This window comes from Aeribacillus sp. FSL K6-3256, assembly GCF_037965805.1.
Classification (GTDB): domain Bacteria; phylum Bacillota; class Bacilli; order Bacillales; family Aeribacillaceae; genus Aeribacillus; species Aeribacillus composti.
Window position 1 is genome coordinate 2,729,256 of record NZ_CP150188.1, and the last position, 24,268, is coordinate 2,753,523.

Annotated in this window: 23 protein-coding genes, 1 tRNA gene and 1 other annotated feature; of the genes, 2 read left to right on the forward strand and 22 right to left on the reverse strand. The window is 39.8% G+C overall.

The window, feature by feature from the left end; translation table 11 throughout:
- Positions 1-45: 45 nt before the first annotated feature.
- The 8 genes from NSQ84_RS13160 to ilvB form a co-directional block, all read right to left on the reverse strand.
- A complete protein-coding gene (locus NSQ84_RS13160) occupies positions 46-1,026 on the reverse strand; it encodes a tetratricopeptide repeat protein (RefSeq protein WP_063387460.1) in 981 nt (326 codons plus the stop codon).
- Between the two features lie 92 nt (positions 1,027-1,118).
- A complete protein-coding gene (leuD, locus tag NSQ84_RS13165; protein WP_063387459.1) occupies positions 1,119-1,712 on the reverse strand; it encodes a 3-isopropylmalate dehydratase small subunit in 594 nt (197 codons plus the stop codon).
- Between the two features lie 16 nt (positions 1,713-1,728).
- A complete protein-coding gene (gene leuC / locus NSQ84_RS13170) occupies positions 1,729-3,144 on the reverse strand; it encodes a 3-isopropylmalate dehydratase large subunit (protein WP_063387458.1) in 1,416 nt (471 codons plus the stop codon).
- A gap of 85 nt (positions 3,145-3,229) precedes the next feature.
- Positions 3,230-4,342, reverse strand: coding sequence for a 3-isopropylmalate dehydrogenase (leuB, locus tag NSQ84_RS13175; RefSeq protein WP_063387457.1), 1,113 nt, complete (start codon positions 4,340-4,342; stop codon positions 3,230-3,232).
- A gap of 23 nt (positions 4,343-4,365) precedes the next feature.
- Positions 4,366-5,910, reverse strand: a complete 1,545-nt coding sequence (locus NSQ84_RS13180; protein WP_063387456.1) for a 2-isopropylmalate synthase — start codon at positions 5,908-5,910, stop codon at positions 4,366-4,368.
- Positions 5,897-6,922 carry a ketol-acid reductoisomerase gene (gene ilvC / locus NSQ84_RS13185; RefSeq protein WP_327873353.1) on the reverse strand — a complete coding sequence of 342 codons (1,026 nt, stop codon included), beginning with the start codon at positions 6,920-6,922 and terminating at the stop codon, positions 5,897-5,899. Before ilvC ends, NSQ84_RS13180 begins: the two co-directional genes overlap by 14 nt.
- 45 nt (positions 6,923-6,967) lie before the next feature.
- Complete coding sequence (ilvN, locus tag NSQ84_RS13190; RefSeq protein WP_063387454.1) at positions 6,968-7,486, reverse strand: acetolactate synthase small subunit; 519 nt, start codon at positions 7,484-7,486, stop codon at positions 6,968-6,970.
- The gene (gene ilvB, locus NSQ84_RS13195; RefSeq protein WP_063387453.1) at positions 7,483-9,207 is read right to left on the reverse strand and encodes an acetolactate synthase large subunit; all 1,725 of its coding nucleotides are present in this window, start codon (positions 9,205-9,207) and stop codon (positions 7,483-7,485) included. The genes ilvN and ilvB overlap by 4 nt, the downstream gene beginning before the upstream one ends.
- Before the next feature lie 87 nt (positions 9,208-9,294).
- Positions 9,295-9,546, reverse strand: a binding site (T-box leader).
- A 539-nt stretch (positions 9,547-10,085) separates the two neighbouring features.
- On the opposite strand from ilvB, the gene NSQ84_RS13200 reads away from it, so the two are divergent.
- Positions 10,086-10,445, forward strand: coding sequence for an MmcQ/YjbR family DNA-binding protein (locus tag NSQ84_RS13200; protein ID WP_063387491.1), 360 nt, complete (start codon positions 10,086-10,088; stop codon positions 10,443-10,445).
- A gap of 375 nt (positions 10,446-10,820) precedes the next feature.
- Here the strand turns inward: NSQ84_RS13200 and NSQ84_RS13205 are convergent.
- The 12 genes from NSQ84_RS13205 to NSQ84_RS13260 form a co-directional block, all read right to left on the reverse strand.
- Positions 10,821-10,897: transfer RNA gene (locus tag NSQ84_RS13205), tRNA-Arg, on the reverse strand.
- Positions 10,898-11,022: 125 nt separating this feature from the next.
- Complete coding sequence (locus NSQ84_RS13210) at positions 11,023-11,535, reverse strand: metallophosphoesterase (protein ID WP_339211967.1); 513 nt, start codon at positions 11,533-11,535, stop codon at positions 11,023-11,025.
- Positions 11,513-12,130, reverse strand: coding sequence for an XTP/dITP diphosphatase (locus tag NSQ84_RS13215; RefSeq protein WP_066252188.1), 618 nt, complete (start codon positions 12,128-12,130; stop codon positions 11,513-11,515). Before NSQ84_RS13215 ends, NSQ84_RS13210 begins: the two co-directional genes overlap by 23 nt.
- Complete coding sequence (gene rph / locus NSQ84_RS13220; protein ID WP_063387450.1) at positions 12,127-12,897, reverse strand: ribonuclease PH; 771 nt, start codon at positions 12,895-12,897, stop codon at positions 12,127-12,129. Before rph ends, NSQ84_RS13215 begins: the two co-directional genes overlap by 4 nt.
- 104 nt (positions 12,898-13,001) lie before the next feature.
- The gene (locus tag NSQ84_RS13225) at positions 13,002-14,045 is read right to left on the reverse strand and encodes a GerMN domain-containing protein (RefSeq protein WP_339212786.1); all 1,044 of its coding nucleotides are present in this window, start codon (positions 14,043-14,045) and stop codon (positions 13,002-13,004) included.
- A complete protein-coding gene (locus NSQ84_RS13230; RefSeq protein WP_339211969.1) occupies positions 13,933-15,963 on the reverse strand; it encodes an IS1182 family transposase in 2,031 nt (676 codons plus the stop codon). Before NSQ84_RS13230 ends, NSQ84_RS13225 begins: the two co-directional genes overlap by 113 nt.
- A 111-nt stretch (positions 15,964-16,074) precedes the next feature.
- Positions 16,075-16,902 (reverse strand): glutamate racemase, encoded by an 828-nt coding sequence (gene racE, locus NSQ84_RS13235; protein WP_339211970.1) that lies wholly within the window; start codon positions 16,900-16,902, stop codon positions 16,075-16,077.
- Between the two features lie 10 nt (positions 16,903-16,912).
- Positions 16,913-17,347, reverse strand: a complete 435-nt coding sequence (locus NSQ84_RS13240) for a MarR family transcriptional regulator (protein ID WP_063387447.1) — start codon at positions 17,345-17,347, stop codon at positions 16,913-16,915.
- A gap of 237 nt (positions 17,348-17,584) precedes the next feature.
- A complete protein-coding gene (locus NSQ84_RS13245; RefSeq protein WP_063387446.1) occupies positions 17,585-17,809 on the reverse strand; it encodes a response regulator transcription factor in 225 nt (74 codons plus the stop codon).
- A 247-nt stretch (positions 17,810-18,056) separates the two neighbouring features.
- The gene (gene sdhB, locus NSQ84_RS13250; RefSeq protein WP_063387445.1) at positions 18,057-18,821 is read right to left on the reverse strand and encodes a succinate dehydrogenase iron-sulfur subunit; all 765 of its coding nucleotides are present in this window, start codon (positions 18,819-18,821) and stop codon (positions 18,057-18,059) included.
- 29 nt (positions 18,822-18,850) lie between these two features.
- Complete coding sequence (gene sdhA / locus NSQ84_RS13255) at positions 18,851-20,602, reverse strand: succinate dehydrogenase flavoprotein subunit (protein WP_066247775.1); 1,752 nt, start codon at positions 20,600-20,602, stop codon at positions 18,851-18,853.
- Between the two features lie 36 nt (positions 20,603-20,638).
- Positions 20,639-21,247, reverse strand: coding sequence for a succinate dehydrogenase cytochrome b558 subunit (locus NSQ84_RS13260; RefSeq protein WP_094246310.1), 609 nt, complete (start codon positions 21,245-21,247; stop codon positions 20,639-20,641).
- 300 nt (positions 21,248-21,547) lie between these two features.
- Here NSQ84_RS13260 and NSQ84_RS13265 point away from each other — a divergent pair, with 300 nt between their 5' ends.
- The gene (locus tag NSQ84_RS13265; protein WP_232515579.1) at positions 21,548-21,997 is read left to right on the forward strand and encodes a YslB family protein; all 450 of its coding nucleotides are present in this window, start codon (positions 21,548-21,550) and stop codon (positions 21,995-21,997) included.
- A gap of 59 nt (positions 21,998-22,056) precedes the next feature.
- Here NSQ84_RS13265 and uvrC read toward each other — a convergent pair whose 3' ends face one another.
- Positions 22,057-23,829: an excinuclease ABC subunit UvrC gene (gene uvrC, locus NSQ84_RS13270; protein WP_094246311.1), complete on the reverse strand. Its 1,773-nt coding sequence runs from the start codon at positions 23,827-23,829 to the stop codon at positions 22,057-22,059.
- 117 nt (positions 23,830-23,946) lie between these two features.
- Positions 23,947-24,261: a thioredoxin gene (gene trxA, locus NSQ84_RS13275; RefSeq protein WP_063387440.1), complete on the reverse strand. Its 315-nt coding sequence runs from the start codon at positions 24,259-24,261 to the stop codon at positions 23,947-23,949.
- Positions 24,262-24,268 lie beyond the last annotated feature (7 nt).

Genomic DNA, 24,268 nt, shown 5'->3' on the forward strand with positions numbered 1-24,268 from the left:
CAACCATTTTATTATACCATAGGATACAATCCTTTCAATAGGACTCTACCATCTAATGTTTGAAATTTCTTCAATTTGTCTAATTTTATCGCAAACTGAAATAAACTCAGCACTTTTTATGTTGTAAATCCGCTCAACTTCCGTCAGCTTGATGACGATCCCAAAAATTTCGTAGCCAACGTAATGAAGCGCTGCTGCCCAAATATTTGCATTTTCCGGTTTAGGATGAAAAGGATACATGACATATAAATGACGAATCCATATATCTTTTACAGCTTCGAAAAGGGTTGGATTTTCATTTCCTAAAAAATCGTCCAAAAGATTGAGCACTTTTTTGGCAAACGTCATTTCTAATAAATCTTGAAGATGGATAGGATTTACAGCGGTAGTTTCCCCGAATTTCTCAACGGTCATTATTCGTGCTATTTCATGATCTCGCAATATTTGCAGCAGCATTGTTTTCACAACCGGATGGACCGTTTTTGACTGAAGCATCTCTTCAATCGTATGTAAATTTTTTTTAACATTATTATTATTTTTGATCGAATGTATGTAGGAAATTTGCTTGTCCAGCCTGCTGAAAAGATCATCGTCATTCGGTTCTGGACTGATTTGCTCTTCGCTCATCCTCCGGCTAAAATGAAGCAGCTTGTAAAACTGTTCTGCATGTGCTGCCGGAAGTTTATTTTCTTCCAAAACCGCTTCAATCGTCGTTTTTACCTCATCATATTGTCCAAGCTGTACTAAAATCGTTAAATACATCTGCAATATTTCAAAATAATTTCCTTTTGCTTCGTGAAGCATTTTTTTACAAATTTGTTTTGCTTCCTGATATTCTCCAAGCTCCATTAAGCATAAAGCAATTCCTATTTCAATATCAGGGTGATTTGAATTCCAAGATCTCGCCTCTAAAAAAAGGTCGAGCGCTTGTTCAAATTGTTTATTATGTAACGCATTCATTCCTTTTTCAATCAATCGTTCTTTAAGTCGGGGAAAGGGAATGATTTTTCCATTCGCTTTTTTCATTGTAGAAAACCTCTTTATGATTTTGCTACAAGTTTACCAGCTGGGCAACGAGAAAACAAGAATCAAAAGAAAAAGCGGAGGATGCAATATCATCATCCCCACGCTTTTGCCTTTTGTTCAAATTGGCTGATCTGCTCTTCATATAATAATGTAAATCCTATTTCGTCGCGTCCATTTAAAAGCATTTCCTTCCAATGTTCATTAATGTCAAAATGAAACTCAAATCCTTCTTGATCAAATACTTTTTGCTGTTCTAAATCAATCGTACATTCGTACACATTTCCTTCCGCTTTTTTGAGCAATGTTTCAAACACTTCTTCATTGACCCGTATCGGCAGGATTCCGTTTTTTAAACAGTTTTGATAAAAAATATCTGCGAAGCTAGGCGCGATAATTGCGCGGAAACCAAAGTCTGCTAAAGCCCATGGAGCATGCTCTCTTGATGAACCGCAACCGAAATTTTCGCCAGCTAGCAAAATTTGTGCGCCTTTGTAGACTGGCTGATTTAACTCGAATTGTGGATTTTCCTCACCATTATCTAAATATCTCCAATCAAAAAAAGCAAATCTTCCATAACCTGTCCGTTCAATTCGTTTTAAAAATTGTTTCGGAATGATTTGGTCCGTATCCACATTTGTTCTATTTAATACTGCAATATGGCTAGTTAATGTTGTAAAAGGCTGCATGCTGCTTCTTCCCTCCTCATTTTACTGCTTCAAGCTTCTCTGTCCGAATATCAACAAACTTACCATAAATTGCTGCCACTGCTGCCATTGCAGGACTCACTAAGTGAGTTCTTGCCCCTTTCCCTTGACGTCCTTCAAAGTTGCGGTTGGAAGTAGACGCACATCGTTTTCCAGGAGGCACGACATCGTTATTCATGCTTAAACACATGCTGCATCCAGAATCTCTCCATTCAAAACCAGCATTGATGAAAATTTCATGCAATCCTTCTTGTTCTGCTGCTTGTTTTACTTTTTGGGAGCCTGGAACTACGATCGCTTTCACATTTGGAGCAACCTTTCGTCCTTTAATTACATTCGCCGCTGCACGCAAATCAGTTAGTCTTGAGTTTGTACATGATCCAATGAATACATAATCGATTTCAATGTCTTGAATGTTCGTTCCCGGTTCAAGTCCCATGTACTCATACGCCCGTTTGAAGGAAGCTGCTTCATTTTCATTGCGTGCATCCTCAAGTGTCGGAATCGAATGGTCAACAGGCAGCACCATGCTTGGATTTGTACCCCAGGTAACCATCGGTGCGATGTCTTCCCCGCGGATTTCAATTGTTTTATCAAATGTAGCTCCTGGATCAGATCTTAAAGATTTCCAGTAAGCAACTGCTTTTTCGAACTCTTCCCCTTTCGGAGCATATTTTCTTCCTTTTATATAATTAAAGGTTGTTTCATCCGGAGCTATTAAACCGGCGCGGGCACCTGCTTCGATTGACATATTGCAAATAGTCATCCGTTCATCCATTGATAAGCTTTCAATCACTTCACCCGAATATTCAATAACATAGCCTGTACCGAAATCAACACCAAATTTTCCAATAATGTAAAGGATGACGTCTTTGGCCGTGACTCCTTCTGACAAAGATCCTGTCACTTTCACTTGCAAAGTTTTCGGACGGTGCTGCCATAATGTTTGAGTGGCCAAAACGTGTTCTACTTCACTTGTTCCGATTCCAAATGCCAGCGCCCCAAAAGCGCCGTGTGTCGATGTATGGCTGTCTCCGCATACAATAGTCTTTCCTGGAAGAGTAAGCCCTAATTCCGGACCGATAACATGGACAATTCCTTGATCATCGCTGTCTAATCCTGCCAGAGTAATTCCAAATTCTTGGCAGTTTCTTTCTAAAGCACTTATTTGGTTTTTAGCTACATCATCTTCAATGACAAAGCGGTTCACGGTTGGGATATTATGATCCATTGTGGCAAAGGTGAGATCAGGACGTCTCACTTTCCGTCCGTTTTGTCTCAATCCTTCAAAAGCTTGCGGTGATGTAACTTCATGTATGAGATGAAGGTCAATATAAAGCAGATCCGGTTTTCCCTCTTCCCTTACGACCACATGATCATCCCAGATTTTTTCTATTATGTTTCGAGGCTTCATTTTCTTTTTCCCCCTATTTCCTGTTTTGTATCTATTAAGAAAACGGTGAGCTCCTCCTGCCGGAAAAGCCCACACCCCCCCCATTTTATTCGTAGGAATCGATAATATTTAATAGTGCATAATCGTTCGCAAGCACTTCTTTGATTTCTTCCACCATTTCAGTTGTATGAATAAATGCACCTTCATTATTTGTTAAATCTCTCGTGCACTTTCCGGAATCCAACACATGTTTAACCGCTTTTTCAATGGCTCTAGCTTCTTCATGAAGATCAAAGGAATAGCGGAGCATGAGCGCACCAGATAAGATCATTCCGACAGGGTTTGCCAGGTTTTGGCCGGCAATGTCAGGAGCTGATCCATGCACTGGTTCATATAAGTGCAATCCACTGTTTGATAAGCTTGCTGAAGGAAGCATGCCCAACGATCCAGTGATCATGGATGCTTCATCGCTTAAAATGTCACCGAACATATTTTCCGTCACAATCACATCAAACTGACTTGGCATGCGGATCAATTGCATGGCCGCATTATCAACAAGCATATGCTCCAATGTGACATCAGGGTATTTTGAAGCCAATTCTTCAGCAATTTCACGCCAAAGCTTGCTAGTTGTAAGCACGTTTGCCTTATCAACAGACGTTACTTTTCCTCGGCGTTTTTGCGCCATTTGAAAAGCTGTTTCTAAAATGCGTTCAATTTCTTTCCGTTTATAAAAAAGCGTGTCAACCGCTGCTTCTTCTCCGTCTGAAACGATTCTTTCACTCGGTTTCCCGAAATAAAGTCCGCTTGTCAATTCGCGTACAATCACCAAGTCAACATCTTCTATTTTTTCTCCCTTTAACGGAGATATTTCTTGAAGGGCTTTATAAGTTTGAACAGGGCGGATATTTGCAAATAAGTCCAACTCTTTTCGAATGCCTAGCAATCCTTTTTCCGGACGGAGTTCAGGAAGATTTTTATCCCATTTCGGACCGCCTACAGCTCCTAATAAAACCGCATCGCTTGAACGACATAATTCAATCGTTTCTTCAGGAAGAGGTGTCCCGCACTTATCTATCGCTTCTCCGCCAATTAAGCCGAATTCAAATTCAAAATCATGTTTGTAATATTGTCCAATAGCCTTTAAAACCTCAATAGCTCCGTTCGCTACTTCTTTTCCAATGCCGTCTCCCGGCAAAACAGCGATTTTTTTCTTCATCACGTTCCACCCCTTTCATGATTTTATACAGTCGCCTGATGTTTTTCCTTCGCTGTATGTTTGAGTAATATCGCCCTGTTGACAGCATTTAGATAGGCTTTGGCAGATGCTTCAAGCACATCCTGGGCAATGCCGCGTCCTCCCATTTCAATTCCGTCCACGTTAACTTTTACATATACTTGCGCTAACGCATCGCGTCCTCCTGAATTAGATTGGATTCGGTAGTCCAGCAAAGTGACGGACTGCTTCAAACAGCGTTCTAACGTATTGTAAATAGCTTCTACGCTTCCATTTCCTGTCGCAGCCTCTTGAATTTCCTCGTTTTCTTTCGTTTTCAGCGTCACAGTGGCAGACGGGACTCCAGTCGTACCATATGTTACCTGCAGCGCCGCAAGTTCATATGTTCCTTCTTCACCTGTTAATTGTTCTTCTAATACAAGAGCTACAAGATCATCTTCCGTCAATTCTTTTTTCTTTTCAGAAAGTTCCTTAAAAGCAGTGAATAAACGATTTGTCGCTTCTTCATCCATTGTAAAGCCTAATTCCTTGAGCTTTACCCGAAATGCGTGACGACCAGAATGTTTCCCTAATACTAAACTGTTGGACTGTACCCCAACAAGTTCAGGAGATATGATCTCATATGTTGTTTTTTCTTTCAGCACACCGTCTTGATGTATGCCAGATTCATGGGCAAAAGCGTTTTTCCCGACGATCGCTTTGTTTGGCGGAACTATCATTCCTGTCAATTTGCTCACTAAATCACTTGTTCTCTTAATTTCATTTAAGCGTATGTTTGTTTCAACTTTGTAATAGTCTTTTCGAATGTACAGAGCGACAGCCACTTCCTCTAAAGCTGAATTGCCCGCACGCTCTCCAATTCCGTTAATCGTACCTTCAATTTGCCCTGCTCCATGTTCTACAGCGCTGAGAGCGTTCGCTACTGCCATTCCTAAATCGTCGTGGCAATGAGCGGACAAAATGACTTGATCAATGTTTTTCACATTTTGTTTTAAATATTCAAATATTTTGCCATATTCAATCGGAGTGATATAGCCTACAGTATCAGGAATATTGATGACTTTCGCGCCGGCTTCAATCACTTTTTCAACAATTTCCGCCAAAAAATCGAGTTCAGTGCGGCAGGCATCCTCTGCAGACCATTGTATAATAGGGAAAAATTTCGCTGCATATTTGACGGATTCTACTGCACGCTCGATCACTTGCTCCTTCGTCATTTTCAATTTATATTCCCGATGAACAGGCGATGTTGCAATAAACGTATGAAGTCTTGGCTCCGCCCCGTCTTTCAATGCTTCCCACGCCGCATCGATATCTCCTTTAACAGATCTCGCCAATCCTGTAACAGAAGAATTTTTGATTGTTCTGGCAATTTCCTGTACTGAGCGAAAATCGCCTGGAGAGGAGGCAGGAAAGCCTGCCTCAATAATGTCCATTCCAACTCGTTCCAGCTGTTTTGCGATTTCTAATTTTTCTTTTAAGTTTAGGTTTACTCCAGCGGATTGCTCGCCATCTCTTAAGGTTGTGTCAAAAAAGTTAATTTTTCGCACCAGTTACCACCGCTTCCTTATTTTTAGGCTTTACAAACGGCATCATGTCTCTTAACACTCTTCCGACCTGTTCAATTTGATGCTCATTTTCACGATTGTTGATCGCGTTAAACTGCGGTCTTCCTACTTGGTTTTCCAAAATCCATTCTTTCGCAAATTTTCCAGTTTGAATATCATTCAATACAGCTTTCATGTTTTCTTTTACATGCGCATCGATTACGCGCGGTCCAGATACGAAATCACCCCATTGAGCTGTATCGGAAATGGAGTATCTCATGTTGGAAAGCCCGCCTTCATACAGTAAATCCACAATTAATTTTAGTTCATGCAAACATTCAAAATATGCAACTTCAGGCTTGTAACCTGCTTCAACAAGCGTTTCAAATCCAGATTTCACAAGGGATGTTAACCCGCCGCAAAGAACTGCTTGCTCACCGAAAAGATCCGTTTCTGTTTCTTCTTTAAACGTTGTTTCAAGAACGCCGGCACGTGCGGATCCGATTGCTTTTGCATATGCTAAAGCCAATTCTTTCGCTTGACCTGTTACATTTTGTTCAACAGCAATCAATGCCGGAACCCCAGCTCCTTCAGTGTAAGTTCTTCGCACAAGATGACCTGGGCCTTTAGGTGCAACTAAAAATACATCCACATCGCTTGGCGGAACAATTTGATTGAAATGAACGTTAAATCCATGGGCAAATACGAGAGCATTTCCTGCTTTTAGTCCCGGCTTCACTTCATTTTCATAAAGCTCTCTTTGCTTTTCATCCGGAACAAGCACCATGATAATGTCTGCTTCTTCAACAGCTTCACGAACTGTTTTAACTTCCAATCCATCCTCTTGAGCTTTTTCAAATGATTTACCTTTTCTAACGCCAACTACTACATCTACGCCGCTTTCTTTTAAATTTAAAGCATGCGCGTGACCTTGAGAACCATATCCTAAAATCGCTACTTTCTTCCCTTCTAATACAGCTCCGTTAATATCTCCGTTATAGTATACTTTTGTCATTGTACATCTCCCTTTCTTAAATGTTTTACTATATTTAAAAATGTATTAGACGATTGAAAAAGTTTTTTCGGACTGCTGCAGCTTTTGTGTACCGCGAGGAAAAGCTGTCAGTCCTGTTCTGGCTATTTCCTTGATGCCGTACGGTTTCAATAAGTCAATCAGCGCTTCAATTTTGTTCGGCTCACCTGTTACCTGTACGACAACGCTGTCTCTGCTAACATCAATGATCGATGCGCGAAACGGTTCGATCACACCGTATATTTCCATTCTTGTCGATGGATTTGCAACAACTTTAATTAATGCTAGTTCTCTTGCAACAATTGATTGATTTGTGATATCCATCACTTTCAACACATCAATTTGCTTATTTAATTGCTTTGTAATTTGTTCAACTTCTTTTTCTTCTTTAACATTTACAACAAATGTAATTCGCGAAACGCCTTCTATTTCCGAATGGCCGACAGAAATGCTTTCGATATTATAGTGTCTTTTCGTAAACAGGCCAGTAATTCGGTTTAAAACTCCTGATCTATTCATGACAGTCAGCGTAATGATTCGCTTCATTTCTTTATCCCCACCATTTCATTCAGTCCTTTGCCAGGAGCAATCATTGGATATACGTTTTCTTCCGGTGCTACGACGATTTCAATCAGCTCCGGCTCTCTGTTTGCAAAGCTTTTTTCCAACACTGTCTTAAGATTTTGATGATTTTGGATTCTTACTCCTTTTATTCCAAACGCTTCTGCCAATTTAATAAAATCAGGCTGCGTTTGAAAGACGGAATGAGAATAACGTTTTTCATAAAAGAGTTCTTGCCATTGGCGAACCATACCGAGCGAATTGTTGTTCAGAACGATTACTTTGATTGGCAAATTGTGCTCTTTGATTACCGCAAGCTCTTGGAAGGTCATTTGGAACCCTCCATCACCCAATATCGCGACAACCGTTCTGTTGCGGTCAGCAAACTGCGCGCCGATAGCTGAAGGGAGTCCAAAGCCCATCGTTCCAAGTCCGCCCGATGTCACCCATCTGTTTGGCGAATTAAAGCGATAATATTGCGCAGCCCACATTTGATGCTGGCCTACATCTGTTGTAACAATTGCTTCTCCTTTTGTTTGTTTATAAATTTCTTCGATCACTTCTTGAGGTTTGATTTCATTTTCAGATTTTTCATACCATAATGGATATTCTTTTTTATATTCAGCAAGATGCTGAATCCACTCTTGATGATCGCCTTTATTTCCTTCCTGCTCGATCAAAAGCTTCAATACTTGCTTCGCGTCGCCGACAATCGGAATTTGTGTGGGAACATTTTTACCAATTTCGGCAGGATCAATGTCAATATGTGCTACAGTTGCATTAGGCGCAAAATGTTTAAGATTTCCTGTTACTCTGTCATCAAAGCGGGCTCCGATGCTAATCAATAAGTCGCATTCATAAAGAGCCATGTTAGCCGCGTATGTTCCATGCATTCCTGCCATTCCTAAAAATAGAGGATGATCCGCTGGGAAACTTCCTAATCCAAGTAGAGTGTTTGTGATCGGAATTTGCTGCTGCTCAACATATTCTCTCAGTTCATTCGCAGCATTGGCATGGAGAACGCCGGCACCAGCTAAAATCACCGGTTTTTTTGCACTGCTGACCGATTCCACCAGCCTGCGGATTTGCAAGTAATTCGGCTCTAATTTCGGCTGGTAGCCAGGCAATGACAATTCCATATCATATTCGAAATTGCCTTCCGCCTGTGAAATATCTTTTGGAATATCGATCAATACAGGTCCTGGTCTTCCAGTTGTTGCGATATGAAACGCTTCTTTAACAATTCTCGGTAAATCATTTATATCCCGAACTTGATAATTATGTTTTGTAACGGGCATGGTAATTCCGATCACATCTGCTTCTTGGAAAGCATCAGAACCGATCACAGTTGTTGCTACTTGCCCTGTAAAGACGACGAGCGGCAAAGAATCAATTAATGCATCCGCAAGCCCTGTCACTAAGTTGGTTGCACCAGGTCCTGAAGTGGCAATGACGACACCCGGTTTTCCGGATATACGTGCATATCCTTCAGCAGCATGGATTCCTCCTTGCTCGTGTCTTGTTAAGACGTGAAAGACTCCAGAATTATATAGCTTATCATATATTGGCAAAACGGCTCCACCGGGATAGCCGAAAATGACTTCTACATTTTCCCTTTTTAAGGCTTCGATGAGCATTTCCGACCCCGTCATGGTTGTTGTTGTACATTTGGTTTTCAACTCATCCAACTGTACATTCGCAGTCATGAATATATCCTCCTTTTAAACAGATGTGATAGAATTTTTAGATAATGAAAAACCTTCCCGCCCCTATGAAACCCACTTATAGCAGGCCAAAGGGGCGAGAAGGTTGAATTCCCGCGGTACCACCCTTCTTCGTGATCAAATCGATCACCTCATGAACGGAATATCCGTTCTTTTCCTAACGAGTGCATTGGGATGCACCCGGCCAATCCTACTCGCTGTCCGCTTTCGAAAAGGCACTCGGAGGCGAGTTCATCCTTGGTGATAACGCCGGTTTTCAGCTCCCCCGGCTCTCTGGAGTTATCTTAACCAAAGATTACTAATCCTCTTCATCGTTTTCATCTATAAATTTTTACATTCAATCCTTATACGAAAATTTATGTTTGAGCCTTATAATACGCTGATTTTTCAAAAGTGTCAACACCATTTTTATGAATTATTTGATTATTTTTATGAAACAGTTTTTTGGTAACGTTTACAAACTCATTATTTCAACATTTTATAATACAATGAAAATTTTTTATGCTCTAAATTGAAATAAATATCGATTCCAAACCATTAGGCAAAATGTGCGTAATATTTTATTTAAATTAATTTGAATAGCCAACGTTTTCAACAAATGCGGCAAAAGAAAAAACATCCATTTTATTCGAAATTACACCAGTTTTTCTTAAAGGCTCGGCAACCCGAACACTTCAGAAAGAGGGCTGTAATCTGTTTTAAACAGTAATGCAGCATATGTATGTTCTAAAACCTTGAACGTTATTCGATTTTAAATAAAAACCCTTCACTTGAAACGAGCAATTTCGGAAGAAGGAAAAAAGACAAAGTATGTTGTATAAAAAATATTTGGAACAATATATGGTGGAGGAGATTATATGATGAACAAACAAAAGCTTGAATCTTTCTGTCTCAAACTTCCCGGTTCTGTTCATGATTACCAAATTGATTGGGAAGCAGACCGATATAAAGTGGGAGGCAAAATATTTGCGATTATAGGATGTGATTCTGAAGGAAAGCCAATCATCACGTTAAAATGTGATCCGCATCATTCTGAACAATTAAGAGAAAATTACGATGGCGTCATTCCAGGCTACTATATGAACAAAAATCATTGGATCTCAATATATTTTAACACGAACATCCCGGAGGAAATTTTGGAAAACCTGATTTTTCGTTCCTACGAACTTGTTTTTCAAAAATTGCCGAAGAAAATACAAAAGCAAATAAAACTGCAATAACTTAGGAAATAATGACATTGCTGTTTTGGGCGTCACTTATTAGATGTGAACTCCTCCTCAGTGAAAAGCCTCAAATCTTTTTAAATGGAGCTTAGAATTGGATTTGCATCCACGGATTTCGCTTATACACATGCTAGTCTTTTAATGCATAGAAACCATAGGCCTGCAGCAATAAATTTTTAAACATTGAAACGATAAAAAGCAGAGCAAGCTAAATCCTTACTCTGTCTAATAAACTGTATTAATTATTTTTTTAAATTACTAATTGTTCAAACTCTTTATCAGAAAAGCAAAAATTAAAAGCTCATAAATATTGACATATCAATATCTATGAGCATTATGTAATAAATTCATCCTATTCAAAATTAACATAAATGGCGTCCCAGGAGAGATTCGAACTCCCGACCGACGGCTTAGAAGGCCGCTGCTCTATCCAGCTGAGCTACTGGGACATCGGATAATTTTTTATTATTTTTTCGAAAGACAATGTTTATTATAATTTCATGCTAAAAGTATGTCAACTACTTTTTTAAAAAAATTTTTTGAGGGAGGAAAATTCTCCCTCAAGGAAGAGTGGTTAAGCAAATTGGAATTTAGTGGACAAGTTTGAAATTTTCTCTCCATGAAGATTGTAAAAATCTACAATTGCTTGGCCATTCATCAATTCTAGTATAGCATAAGTTTTTTCATTTCTCATCCTCGGAAGGAAAATACTTCCTGGATTAATAAACAATGTCCCGTCTACAAGCTCGACTCCGGCTATATGCGAATGGCCGAAACAAACAATGTTTGCTTGCACTTCCTCTGCACGATATTTTAATTTCATTAAAGTCGTTTTGACAGAATATAAATGGCCATGGGTGATAAAAAAGCGATAGGTTCCAATTGTTTCAATGATTTCATTCGGGAAGTTTCCAAGGAAATCGCAATTTCCTTTCACGATCAACATATCTTGAATTTGTTCCGCTCCATCATTCAGCTCTGAATCACCGCAATGGATGATTGCTTCTACTTCGTTTATATGCCTTTTCTTAATTTCCACAAGCTCATCCGTAAGACCGTGACTATCACTTATAATTAAAACTTTCACGATTAGCCTCTCCCCAATCGCCTATTAATTTTTCTAGTTTCTTCAAAGCTTTTGCACGATGGCTGATTTCGTTTTTTTCGAACTGCTCTAGTTGAGCCATCGTTTTTTCTTTGCCGTCCACAAGAAAAATAGGATCATATCCAAAGCCATTGTCACCGCGAGGTTCAGTTGTAATTTGTCCTTCACACACACCTTCCACCGTCATCGTTTCAAGGTCTGGAGCAGCAAACGCCAAAACACATATGAACCTTGCTTTTCGATTTTCAACGCCTTCCATTTTTTTTAAAACCTTTTGAATATTTTTTTGATCATCTTTTTCATTTCCTGCATATCGGGCCGAATAAACCCCCGGTTCGCCATTTAAAGCATCAATCGAAAGCCCGGAATCATCTGCAACAACGGGTTTATTAAGCAATTGGCTGATTGTCTCCGCTTTTAGAACAGCATTTTCATAAAAAGTTTGGCCGGTTTCTTCAACATCTGGCAAATTCGGATAATCCAACAGTGACTTGACCTGTATTCCTTTTTTTTCTAACATCGCGCGAAATTCTTCGATTTTCCCTTTGTTTTTGGTGGCGATCACCAATTCTTTCATGAGCATCCCTCTTCCCGCTGATCCCTGTTATTGATAATTTTTGCAGTCCATTCCCCTAATGCCGCTTTTTGTTTTTCGATTAGTTCCAAAATTCCTTTTTCAGCATATTCCAACAGTAAGTTCAGCTCTTCTTTTGAAAACGTGGATTCTTCCCCAGTTCCCTGCAATTCAACAAAATGGCGGCTTGATGTCATAACAACATTCATATCAACTTTTGCCGCTGAGTCCTCTTCATAATTCAAATCTAAAATGACTCCGTGTTCAGGAACGATCCCTACAGACGTAGCTGCTAAAAAATCTGTTACTGGATATGTATCTAGTACACCGTCATTGAATAATTTACCGAGAGCGAGATTTATTGCAACATAAGAACCTGTTATGGAAGCCGTTCTCGTTCCCCCGTCCGCTTGAATTACATCGCAATCAATCCATAATGTTCTTTCACCCAGTTTCTCCAAATCAACTACTGCACGCAAGCTTCTTCCAATCAGCCGTTGAATTTCCATTGTCCTTCCGGAGATTTTTCCTTTTGATGCCTCCCGGACCGTTCTTTGAGCCGTTGCACGCGGAAGCATGGAGTATTCTGCGGTAATCCATCCTTTCCCTTCACCTCTCATAAAAGGAGGGACACGGTCTTCTACACTTGCGCTGCATATCACTTTTGTATCTCCAACCGTTATTAAAACAGACCCTTCCGGATGCTTCAAATAATCCGTTACTATTGTGACTTCTCTTAACTCATCTTGATTTCTGCCATCAAGGCGCATTGTTTTCCCTCCTACCAACTGCAATGTACGAAAACATGAAAGAAGAGGCAGCTATCATGCTCGCCTCTAAAGTCTCATTCTTATAGTATATCAAAAATAGATGTTTAAAAACTACCTGTGTTTACATTTTCAGGTCTTGACACTGGCTCTGACAAACTTTTTCCATCTTCATTCACAAGGTCTTGCTTGCCGTTCACTTTTAGTGCTACTTTTTCTATTCCTTCCTGCTCCGTCAATGTAAGCACAAGGGAGTTTATAACATGATTGGAAACGATCTTTTTCTCCTCATCATAGCTTCCATAAATCGCTTCGTTGAAGTTTAAAGTGACTTGACCGTCTTCATATTTTGGCTTTTCAATCAGCTTCACTTCAGACTGAAACTCGCTTAATAATCCGCTTGAACGGTCTGGACCTTCAACTAATGCGTTAACAGCAGCTACGACTTCGTCTTTTTCTTCATTGCTGATCCTCTTTGTCACGGGAACATAATATACGTTATCCCCTTCCTCCCCAATATAATACACGGTTAGAGGATGAGTATCCGTAATATCAACGGCATCGCTCGTATCAATATTGATGCCGTCTTTTCTAGTCGTTCCTTCGCCGATTGGGGTTCCGTTTACTGGCATTTCTTTCAGTTCATGGCCGTTCACCCAGAGCTTTACTTTATTAATATTTTTAAATTGGGTTAATGTCCATGTAATTGCCTGCAAAATTTTTTCTTCATCTTCCGGCTTGTAGTTAGTAAATTCATTTGAGAAATCTACAATAGCCGTTCCGTCTTTAATATCTACTCCTTTAACAACTGTATCTTCCGGCAATACCGCACGGAACCCGTTCGGGAGAATGTTTGAAACGGGCCCTCCAGCCACTAAATATTCAACGGCTTGTTTGGCTACTTCCTTCGTGTTAGGCAGCTCCAATGTTTGTGGAACGACCATTCCATTTTTGTCAATTAAATACAGAACTCTTTTCACCGTTTCCTTTGAGGATTCCTCTTTGTCGGACGTTGATTTCGCTGAGTCTAATTGTTGATCAAGCTGATCCCCGTCCTCCAAATAGGTAATATCCTGCGGCGGATCTATTTCTTGTTTTGAACTCTTGCTTCCAAATGAAGAACACCCTGAAAGCAAAACAAAAGTAGCCAAAACTGCTGCTGTCACATTCACCCATCTGTTTTTTGGCATAACAATCCCTCCTAAGGCAGTTTGTACTACTATGTATACGAGCATTGAAAAAAAATAGACCAGCTCCAACCAAAAATTCAATGGACAAAAAAACGGGGCTGTCCGATAAGTCCCTAAAATGAAGCAAGTGGAGAAAAACAATGCGTTTCTCTCCACTTGCTTTTATATTTTTTCGATTTTTATCTGAAAGTAGCTGGCGGATGCCGGCTACTTTCAGGAAGTTGTGGGCTAATGCCACAATCCCAAACTCAACATGTACTTTGTCGAGCCCCCGTAAAGAAAATCTGCGGAACGACCGATTGCCCTTGATGTGACCGAACACACTTTCTGCCTCGACTTTGCGTCGAGCGTAGATGGCGGCTTTCTCTTCACATTCAAGGGCTGTTTTGGCCTTTGCTTTCATTTCTTCGAAGATGGGATTCCAGTGAACTTGACGATTTCCCTTCGCTTTTGTGCATTTCGCTTTCAATGGGCAATCGGTACAATCTTCACATTCGTATATTTTGAAGCTTTGTTCATAGCCAGATGGATTCTTTTTGTTTTGGTATTTTTTAAACGTTACTCTCCTTCCATTCGGGCAAATAAAACAATCATCCTCTTCACAATAGGTCCAGTTTTTGGCATTTTTAATGTCTTTTTTGTATGTACGTGTTTGTTCTTTTACATAGCTCCCATAAGGAATTAGAAACTCAAACCGGGGCTCTTTCTCATCACCAACTGCATATACATAGTTTTCTTCACTACCATAGCCTGCATCCGCAATAACTGTTTGGGGCATCGGTAATGAAGTGGAGGCTAGCTTCTCCATATGTGGGATAAAGCAACGTGTATCGGTTGGTCGTTGATGAATGGTATAAAACAAGATAAACTGATTCTCTGTCCCGATTTGCACATTATACCCTGGCTTCAGTTGACCATTTTTCATATGATCTTCTTTCATTCGCATAAAAGTTGCGTCTTTATCCGTTTTTGAATAGCTGTTACGATCGCCAAAGATTTCATTCTGTTCCTTGTATTTGGCTAGTCGAGGTAAAAAATTTTCTCGAATCCGTTTTAAAGGTTTTTTCCATTTCTTGCGTTCTGTTCGTTTTTCCTTCCGAACTTTTGTATCAGATTCCTGTTCGATTTCCTCTGTTAGGATTTCGACTTTTTCTTCTAATTTTTGAGCGATGGCTTCCAAGTTCTGTTCCGTGATTTCTGGATCTTCTTTCGCCTCTTTTTGTGCTGTTCCTGCTTCTAATTGGGTTAATTCTTGAATGTACTGAAGTGTTTCTTGAATTTTTTCTCTTACCTTCGCTTCAAATTTCAAGGTTGATTTTTTCCACACGAAAGAATACTTATTGGCATTGGCTTCAATTTTAGTACCATCCAAAAAGTAGTTTTCCATCGTGATGTAATTTTCTTCAATCAGCTTCAGAATCATCGCTTCAAATAACTCATCCATTAGGACCTTCATCCGTCCGCCTCGGAATTCGTTGATTGTCCGGAAATCTGGTTGTTGCATCGCTGAAAGCCACATGGCAGGAATATTTTCTTTAACGAGTTTTTCGATTCCTCGACAAGAATAAACCTTTTGAGAATAAGCATACAGAATGATTTTCAGCATCATTTTGGGATGATAGGAGCTTCTGCCGCCGCCTTTATAATGAGAAAACAATTGTTCATCTGGTATCGCCTCCACCATTTCGTCCACGACACGTGCCACGTGATGTTCGGGTATGAGCGATTCAATATCATAAATCATTTGAACTTGACGGTTGTCATATGGTTTGAAAGTAGGAGCTAAATTTCTTTTAGCAGGAGTTTTTTCTTCTTTTCCATCTAGAGGAAGTGTCATTTGTGTGTTATAATTTTCAGGAGTAATCATTTGATTGCTCATAAAAAATCGTCCTTTCTGTAATGTTGTGTCGCAACTTCATTTTACTAGAAAGGACGATTTTTTTGTGCATTTTTTTTAAAAGTGAAAAAATGAGGGGCTCCAAAAAGTCAGTTACCCTGACTTTTTGGACAGCCCCGTTTTCGTTAAAGTTATACTTTCTACATGATCAATGTGATGACCGAACCATTTTGAAGCAATCTTTTGAAACATTTGTTTCGACCCAGTAGTTAAAAATTTGTGGTTTTTATTGCCATCCTCTTGGTTTAAACAATGATGAAAGGATAAAATAGCGCTCACTTCCCGGGCTGTTTCATCTCCCGAGGTGATTATTTTTACGTCTTTCCCGATATATTTTTGAATTAAAGGCCGTAATAGAGGATAATGTGTGCATCCTAAAATAAGCGTATCAATTCTCTTTCCTTTAAAAGGAAGTAAAGATTCTGCAACAATATATTCCGCCCGTTCACCTTCAAATTCGCCGCTTTCTACTAACGGCACAAACTCAGGGCAAGCGAGACTCTCCACAATGACGGAACTATTAATCGTTTTGAGCGCACGAACGTACGCGCCGCTCGATATAGTTCCTTTTGTTCCGATCACACCAATATGCCCTGAGCGTGTAGCATTTATGGCAGCTCTTGCCCCTGGTTGAATTACACCAATCACAGGGATATCAAGTTGTTCTTGAATTTCTTTTAATACAACTGCTGTTGCAGTATTACAAGCAATGACAAGCATTTTGATATGAAAGTTTGAAATTAAATAGTTGGTCAGCTCCCATGTAAATTGTCGAATTTCCGTTTTCGGCCTCGGGCCGTACGGACATCGGGCGGTATCACCCAAATAAATTAATTCTTCTTTTGGAAGCTGCCTCATCAACTCTTTAACAACAGTTAATCCACCAACACCTGAATCAATAACTCCAATTGGTCTATTCAAAAAATCGCCTCTATTCTTTCATTTCTTGTTGCAATTTTGCTAATAGCTTTTCCAATTGAACAATTTCTTGATCCGAGAAGTTTTTCAAAACTTCTCTTAAATATTCTTGCCGCTTCGCTAATGCAGCCTCGATAACGCGTTGTCCATTTTCAAGCAATTGAATCCTGACTAATCGACGATCCTTTTCGTCTTTCACCCGTTTAACAAGGTTGTTTTTTTCCATTCGATCAATTAAATCCGTGATCGTGCTGCATGCAAGATACATTTTATTTGAAAGTTCTCCAATTGTCATGTTTCCTGATTCATTCAATAACAGAAGCGCGTCAAATTGCGGAGGAGTAATCGAGTAGTTGCTTAAAATATCACGGCCCTTCTTTTTTAAGATCGCAGCTATGCAGCGGAGGGATTTTTCTATTTCTTCAACAGTATTGAAAACGTACGTCATAACGGGGAACCCTTTCTTTCAAGATTAACAGATAAGATCAAATCTATTTTCCATTTTTTTATGTAAAATTTCAAGCATAGCCGTACTTTCAAAATGTGGAAAGACGAATTTTTTCAAAAAGTCACAAGCCTTTTTAAGAAGCCAATGATTCATAGAAAAAGAGTAAAACAAACTCTTTCCTTATCAATCTAAAAAAGGCAGCCGACGGCGAAGTTCCACTAAGGCTGCCTCTTCTGTTTAAAGCTTTAGTTCTCCCATACGAAGAAGTTCTACGACTGCTTGTGAGCGCCCTTTCACACCTAATTTTTGCATAGCATTTGAAATATGGTTCCGCACCGTCTTTTCGCTTATGAAAAGTTCACTGGCTATTTCTCTTGTAGTCTTATCTTGCACTAATAACTCAAATACTTCTCTCTCTCTCTTTGTTAGCAGCGGCTTTGGCTGAAAATCCTTCTCATTCAAGTATTGTAACCCTCCTTGCAGATGAGAGCCAGTCGACAGGATGGATTTAAAAATTGTCACCATATAGTATGATCGCAAAAAGATGACCGTGACTAGATTCATAAAAGAAAGGTGCATTTTAGGCGAAAAGAAGCTTTTTTACGTTAAAGGGACTCGTTTGAAGGAGGAAATGTTCGAGAAAGATTCAACCGTTTCTAAAATTAGGAACACCTTGACATAGCAAGGTGTTCCTTTTTCACAATATACATCAGCTGTCAATATAGTCGCTTCCGAACATTTTACGAAATGCGTGAACAGTTGTTTCTCTATTTAATGCTGCAATCGATGTTGTAAGCGGAATTCCTTTTGGACAGGATTGAACGCAGTTTTGGGAATTTCCGCAGTTCGCAAGTCCGCCGTCGCCCATAATAGCTTCCAAGCGTTCTGATTTATGCATCGCGCCTGTCGGATGAGCGTTAAACAAACGAACTTGTGATAATGGCGCTGGACCGATGAAGTTCGATTTGCTGTTTACGTTTGGACAAGCTTCAAGGCATACGCCGCACGTCATACATTTTGAAAGCTCATATGCCCATTGGCGTTTTTTCTCAGGCATTCTTGGTCCTGGTCCTAAGTCATACGTACCGTCAATTGGTATCCATGCTTTTACTTTTTTCAAAGAGTCAAACATGCGGCTGCGGTCTACTTGAAGATCGCGAATAACCGGGAATGTGCGCATCGGCTCGAGACGAATAGGCTGTTCCAGCTGATCAATAAGCGCTGTACATGATTGGCGGGGCTTCCCGTTAATGACCATTGAACAAGCACCGCATACTTCCTCTAAACAGTTCATATCCCATGTAACAGGCGTTGTTTTTTCGCCTTTGGCATTAACAGGATTACGGCGAATTTCCATTAAGGCCGAAATAACGTTCATATTCGGACGATATGGCACTTCAAATTCTTCTTGATATGGTTCCGTGTCTGGTCGATCCTGTCTAGTGATAATAAACCGCACTTTTTTTTCACTCATTGTTTACTCCCCCTTTTCTCCCAGCTTTTTTAATGTTTCTTCGTATAGTCACGCACACGAGGCTTAATGAGTGATACATCAACATCTTCGTAGTGGAATTTAGGAGCTTCCTTCAAGCCGGCAAACGTTGCCATAGTTGTTTTGAGCCACTCTTCATCATTTCGTTCCGGAAATTCTGGTTTATAGTGAGCACCTCGGCTTTCATTACGGTTATAAGCCCCAAGCGTAATAACCCGAGCCAACACAAGCATGTTTCTCAACTGGCGAGTAAAGCTTGCGCCTTGGTTGCTCCATTTCGCAGTATCGTTAATATTAATTCTTTCCCAACGTTCCATAAGCTCTTGAATTTTTTCATCTGTTTTTAGAAGTTTATCATTGTAGCGTACGACTGTAACATTATCCGTCATCCATTCACCAAGCTCTTTATGAAGAACGTAAGCATTTTCGTTTCCATCCATTTTCAGGATTTCGTCCCATTTGCTTTGTTCTTCTTTTACGCGTGCATCATATAATGTGGATGGTAAATCATCAGCTGATTTTTCCAATCCATTCATATATTCAACAGCTTTTGGTCCTGCAACCATACCACCGTAAATTGCAGAAAGCAATGAGTTTGCTCCAAGCCGGTTCGCACCATGCTGAGAGTAATCGCATTCACCAGCTGCAAACAAACCAGGGATGTTTGTCATTTGATCGTAATCGATCCATAGACCTCCCATAGAATAATGGACGGCAGGGAAAATTTTCATCGGCACTTTTCTTGGATCTTCACCCATGAATTTTTCATAAATTTCGATAATACCGCCTAGTTTAATATCAAGCTCTTTTGGATCTTTATGAGAAAGATCAAGATATACCATGTTTTCGCCATTAATGCCTAATTTCAAGTCTACACATACATGGAATATTTCTCTCGTTGCAATATCACGAGGAACAAGGTTTCCATATGCCGGATATTTTTCTTCAAGGAAATACCATGGTTTTCCGTCTTTATATGTCCAAATTCTTCCGCCTTCGCCGCGTGCAGACTCGCTCATTAATCGAAGCTTGTCATCTCCAGGGATGGCTGTCGGATGAATTTGTATAAATTCCCCGTTTGCATAATAAGCTCCTTGCTGATAAACGATAGAAGCAGCCGATCCCGTATTAATCACAGAGTTTGTTGATTTACCAAAGATAATTCCAGGTCCTCCTGTCGCCATTATTACGGCATTCGAACGGAAAGCTTGAATCTCCATTGATTTTAAATCTTGAGCAACGATGCCACGGCAGCGTCCTTCATCATCTTGTATGATTCCTAAAAACTCCCAGCCTTCATATTTCGTCACAAGACCTGCTACTTCGTGACGTCGAACTTGCTCGTCCAATGCATATAAAAGCTGTTGTCCAGTTGTTGCTCCGGCAAACGCTGTCCGGTGATGCTGTGTTCCTCCAAAACGACGGAAATCCAACAATCCTTCTGGTGTACGGTTAAACATAACACCCATGCGATCTAAAAGGTTAATAATTCCCGGTGCTGCTTCACACATCGCTTTAACCGGTGGCTGGTTAGCCAAAAAGTCTCCGCCATAAATCGTATCATCAAAATGGATCCACGGAGAGTCTCCTTCTCCTTTCGTATTTACCGCCCCGTTGATCCCTCCTTGAGCACATACTGAATGGGAACGTTTTACAGGTACTAACGAGAATAAGTCAACAGACACCCCGGCTTCCGCAGCCTTTATAGTTGCCATTAAGCCAGCCAAGCCGCCGCCGACAACAATTAATTTTCCTTTACTCATTTTTTCGCCCACTCCCTTGAACGCAATTTAGTTAGATTAGACAAACGCAAAAATGGCACGAAGACCTACGATTGAAAGCAACACAAAAATACCTATTGTCACATAAGTTGAGACTAGCTGAGATTTTGGAGTAACCGTAATTCCCCAGCTGACTGCAAAAGACCATAGACCGTTGGAAAAATGGAAAATCGCTGAAAGAACGCCTACTATGTAAAACACTAAACTAACAGGATTGCTTAAAATGGATTCCATCATATCAAAATTAACTTCAGCCCCAAACATCGCGGCAATACGAGTTTCCCATACATGCCATGCAATAAAAACAAGGGTAATAATACCAGTTACACGTTGAAGCAGGAACATCCAATTGCGGAAATAGCCAAAGCGGCCCACATTGTTTTTTGCTGTGAAAGCAATATAAATCCCATAAATGGCGTGGTATAACAGAGGAAGGAAAATAACGAAAATTTCCAGAAAATAGCGGAATGGTAAATTTTCCATAAAATGCGCTGCGTTGTTAAATGCTTCTTCGCCCCTTGTGGCGAAATGGTTGACAGTCAGGTGTTGAATTAAAAATACGCCAATCGGTACAACACCTAAAAGAGAATGTAGTCTGCGGTTTGCAAATTCTCTGTTTCCAGACATATGCGTTTACCCCCTAATCTTAATAAATTGAAAGATTTCTTAAAATCTCCTGCTCCCCCTGCTTGGCATGTAAAAATCCGCCGACAAAATATGACGAAATCTTAAAATAATAGGACAAATTCATTGTACTCCCATAAAGTAGTACCGTCAAGAAAACGTCTACAAAGTATTATTCAGTAATATCATTTTTTCTGATCGGAAAATAGAATATTTCCCGTATCCGAAATTGATTTTATAAACTCTTTCATCTTATGTGAAAGCTGATATAATATAATTGTTCGCTAGAAAGAGGGGAAACGATTGAAAGAGCTGTCATATCACGATCAATTAAAAGAATTAGAAGAAATAACCTTACATCCTTTTAGCGTTTTGCTGCTTCGCGACTATTTACTTCCTGAACTTCTAGGAAAAGAGCATCATTCCATTTTGTATTGGGCAGGCAAACAGCTAGCTCGAAAAATTCAATTATCTACGTTAGAAGAACTTATATCTTTTTTTTCATCAGCCGGATGGGGCGATCTTCATATTATTCGCCAGAAAAAAAACGAAATGGAATTTGAATTAACAGGCCAATTGATCGAAAAAAGGATGAAGCTTTTCAAAGATTTATCCTTCCAACTAGAAGCAGGATTTATCGCGCAGCAAATCGAATGTATGAACGGTGTCGTCACAGAAGCGTATGAACAGATAAACAAACGCTTAAACAAAGTTATTTTCATTGTAAAATGGGATGAAAAAGATAAAATTTAACAGAATGAAAGGGCAGTAGGAGGATTTAAAAGCTTCCTCCTATTTGTTTTATTACATCGCTATTCGCTGAAATATTGTAAAATGTTTTGTGCTGTTTTTTCAGGCATTCCTGCCTGTTTTAGCTCTTCAAGCGATGCCTTTTTAATATTTTCAACGGAACCGAACGATTTTAACAGTTGTTTTTTACGCTTAGGTCCTATGCCGGGGATTTCATCTAATACAGACTTAAACGTATTCTTTTGGCGGACTTGTCGATGAAACGTAATGGCAAAGCGGTGCACTTCATCTTGAATGCGCTGAAGCAAATAAAATTCTTGGCTGCTTCTTGACAATTGAACAGCAGCTTCCCGGTTGCCGAGAAGCAAATCGCTCGTTTTGTGCTTGTCATCTTTCACAAGCCCGGCAACAGGAACGTCAAGTCCCAGTTCGTTTTCTAATACATCCATAGCTGCTTGTACCTGTCCTTTTCCTCCATCAACAATAATAAGGTCCGGCAACGGCAGCTCCTCCTTCAGCACTCTAGTATATCGCCTGCGAATTACTTCCCTCATCGATTCATAATCATCAGGCCCGCTGACTGTTTTTATTTTAAACTTTCGATACTCTTTTCTCGCAGGTTTTCCATCTATGAAAACAACCATAGCCGAAACAGCGTCCGCGCCTTGAATATTGGAATTGTCAAAAGCTTCAATCCGATGTGGTGTAGGAATATTCAACTGCTTTCCTAAATTTTCAATTGCTTTGATCGTCCTTTCTTCATCTCGTTCAATGAGTGAAAACTTCTCTTTTAACGAAATTTTTGCATTTTGATAAGCTAGCTGTACGAGATCTTTCTTTTTTCCTTTCTTTGGTTTGCTGACCTGTACTTGTACTAAAGCTCGAACCATTTCCTCATTGACATCTTCCGGAATGACTATTTCTTTCGGAAGAAAATGGTCGTTCTTTGCGTAAAATTGACCAATAAATGTTAAAAATTCCTCCTCTGGCTCTTGGTACAGAGGGAAAATGGACACATCCCGTTCTATCAGTTTTCCTTGTCTGATAAAAAATACTTGGACGCACATCCATCCTTTATCGTAATAATAAGCAAATACATCGCGATCAATAAAATCATTGAGAACCATTTTTTGCTTTTCCATTGTTGCTTCGATATGCGCGATTTGGTCCCGATATTCTTTTGCCCTTTCAAATTCAAGATTTTCTGCACATTTCAGCATTTTTTCTGTTAATTCTTTTTTGATCTCCTTATATCCGCCATTTAAAAAACGGATGATGCTTTCCACCATTTGTTTGTTCGTTTCTTCGGAAACTTCGTGAACACAAGGCGCAAGACACTGGCCCATATGATAATAGATGCAAACCCGGTCTGGAAGCGAATTGCATTTTCTCAAAGGATACATGCGGTCAAGCAGCTTTTTTGTCTCTCTCGCAGCTTGGACGTTTGCATACGGTCCAAAGTATTTTCCCTTATCTTTTTTTACTTTTCGTGTGACGATCAGCCGCGGATGGCGCTCGGAAGTAATTTTAATATACGGATAGCTTTTATCATCTTTTAGATTGACATTGTATTTCGGTTCATGTTTTTTAATTAAATTCATTTCTAATAGAAGCGCCTCAATATTCGAGGATGTTACGATATATTCAAAATCGGCAATTTCTTGAACGAGTCTTAACGTTTTTCCGTCATGTGATCCAGTAAAGTAGGAACGAACCCGGTTTTTCAATACTTTTGCCTTTCCAACATAAATGACGGTTCCGTTTTTGTCCTTCATTAAATAACAGCCAGGCTTATTCGGAAGAAGCGAAAGTTTTTCTTTTAAATGCTCATACATCGGTAAAACACTCCAACTTATTCTAATCTGTGCTGGATTTATTCAGCCGTTTTCATTTAAAAGCAAGAAGGCGCTCCAAAAGGTAACTTTCGAGAGCGCCTCTTTTTATATTTTATATTACAAATGTTTGTTAAGCAATTGCGCTAAAGCTTCTTTCGGCTGGTAACCGATCGCTTTATCCACTGCTTCACCATTTTTAAAGACGATTAACGTCGGAATGCTCATGACTCCGTATTGACCGGCAGTTTCTTGATTTTCATCCACGTTAAGCTTAACAATTTTTACTTTGTCACCAAGTTCTTGATCCAATTCTTCAAGGACTGGGGCAATCATTTTACATGGACCGCACCAAGGCGCCCAGAAATCTGCCAATACTACACCCTCGCTTGTTTCTTGGGAAAAATTCTGGTCAGTAACGTTTACAATTGCCATCTTAATT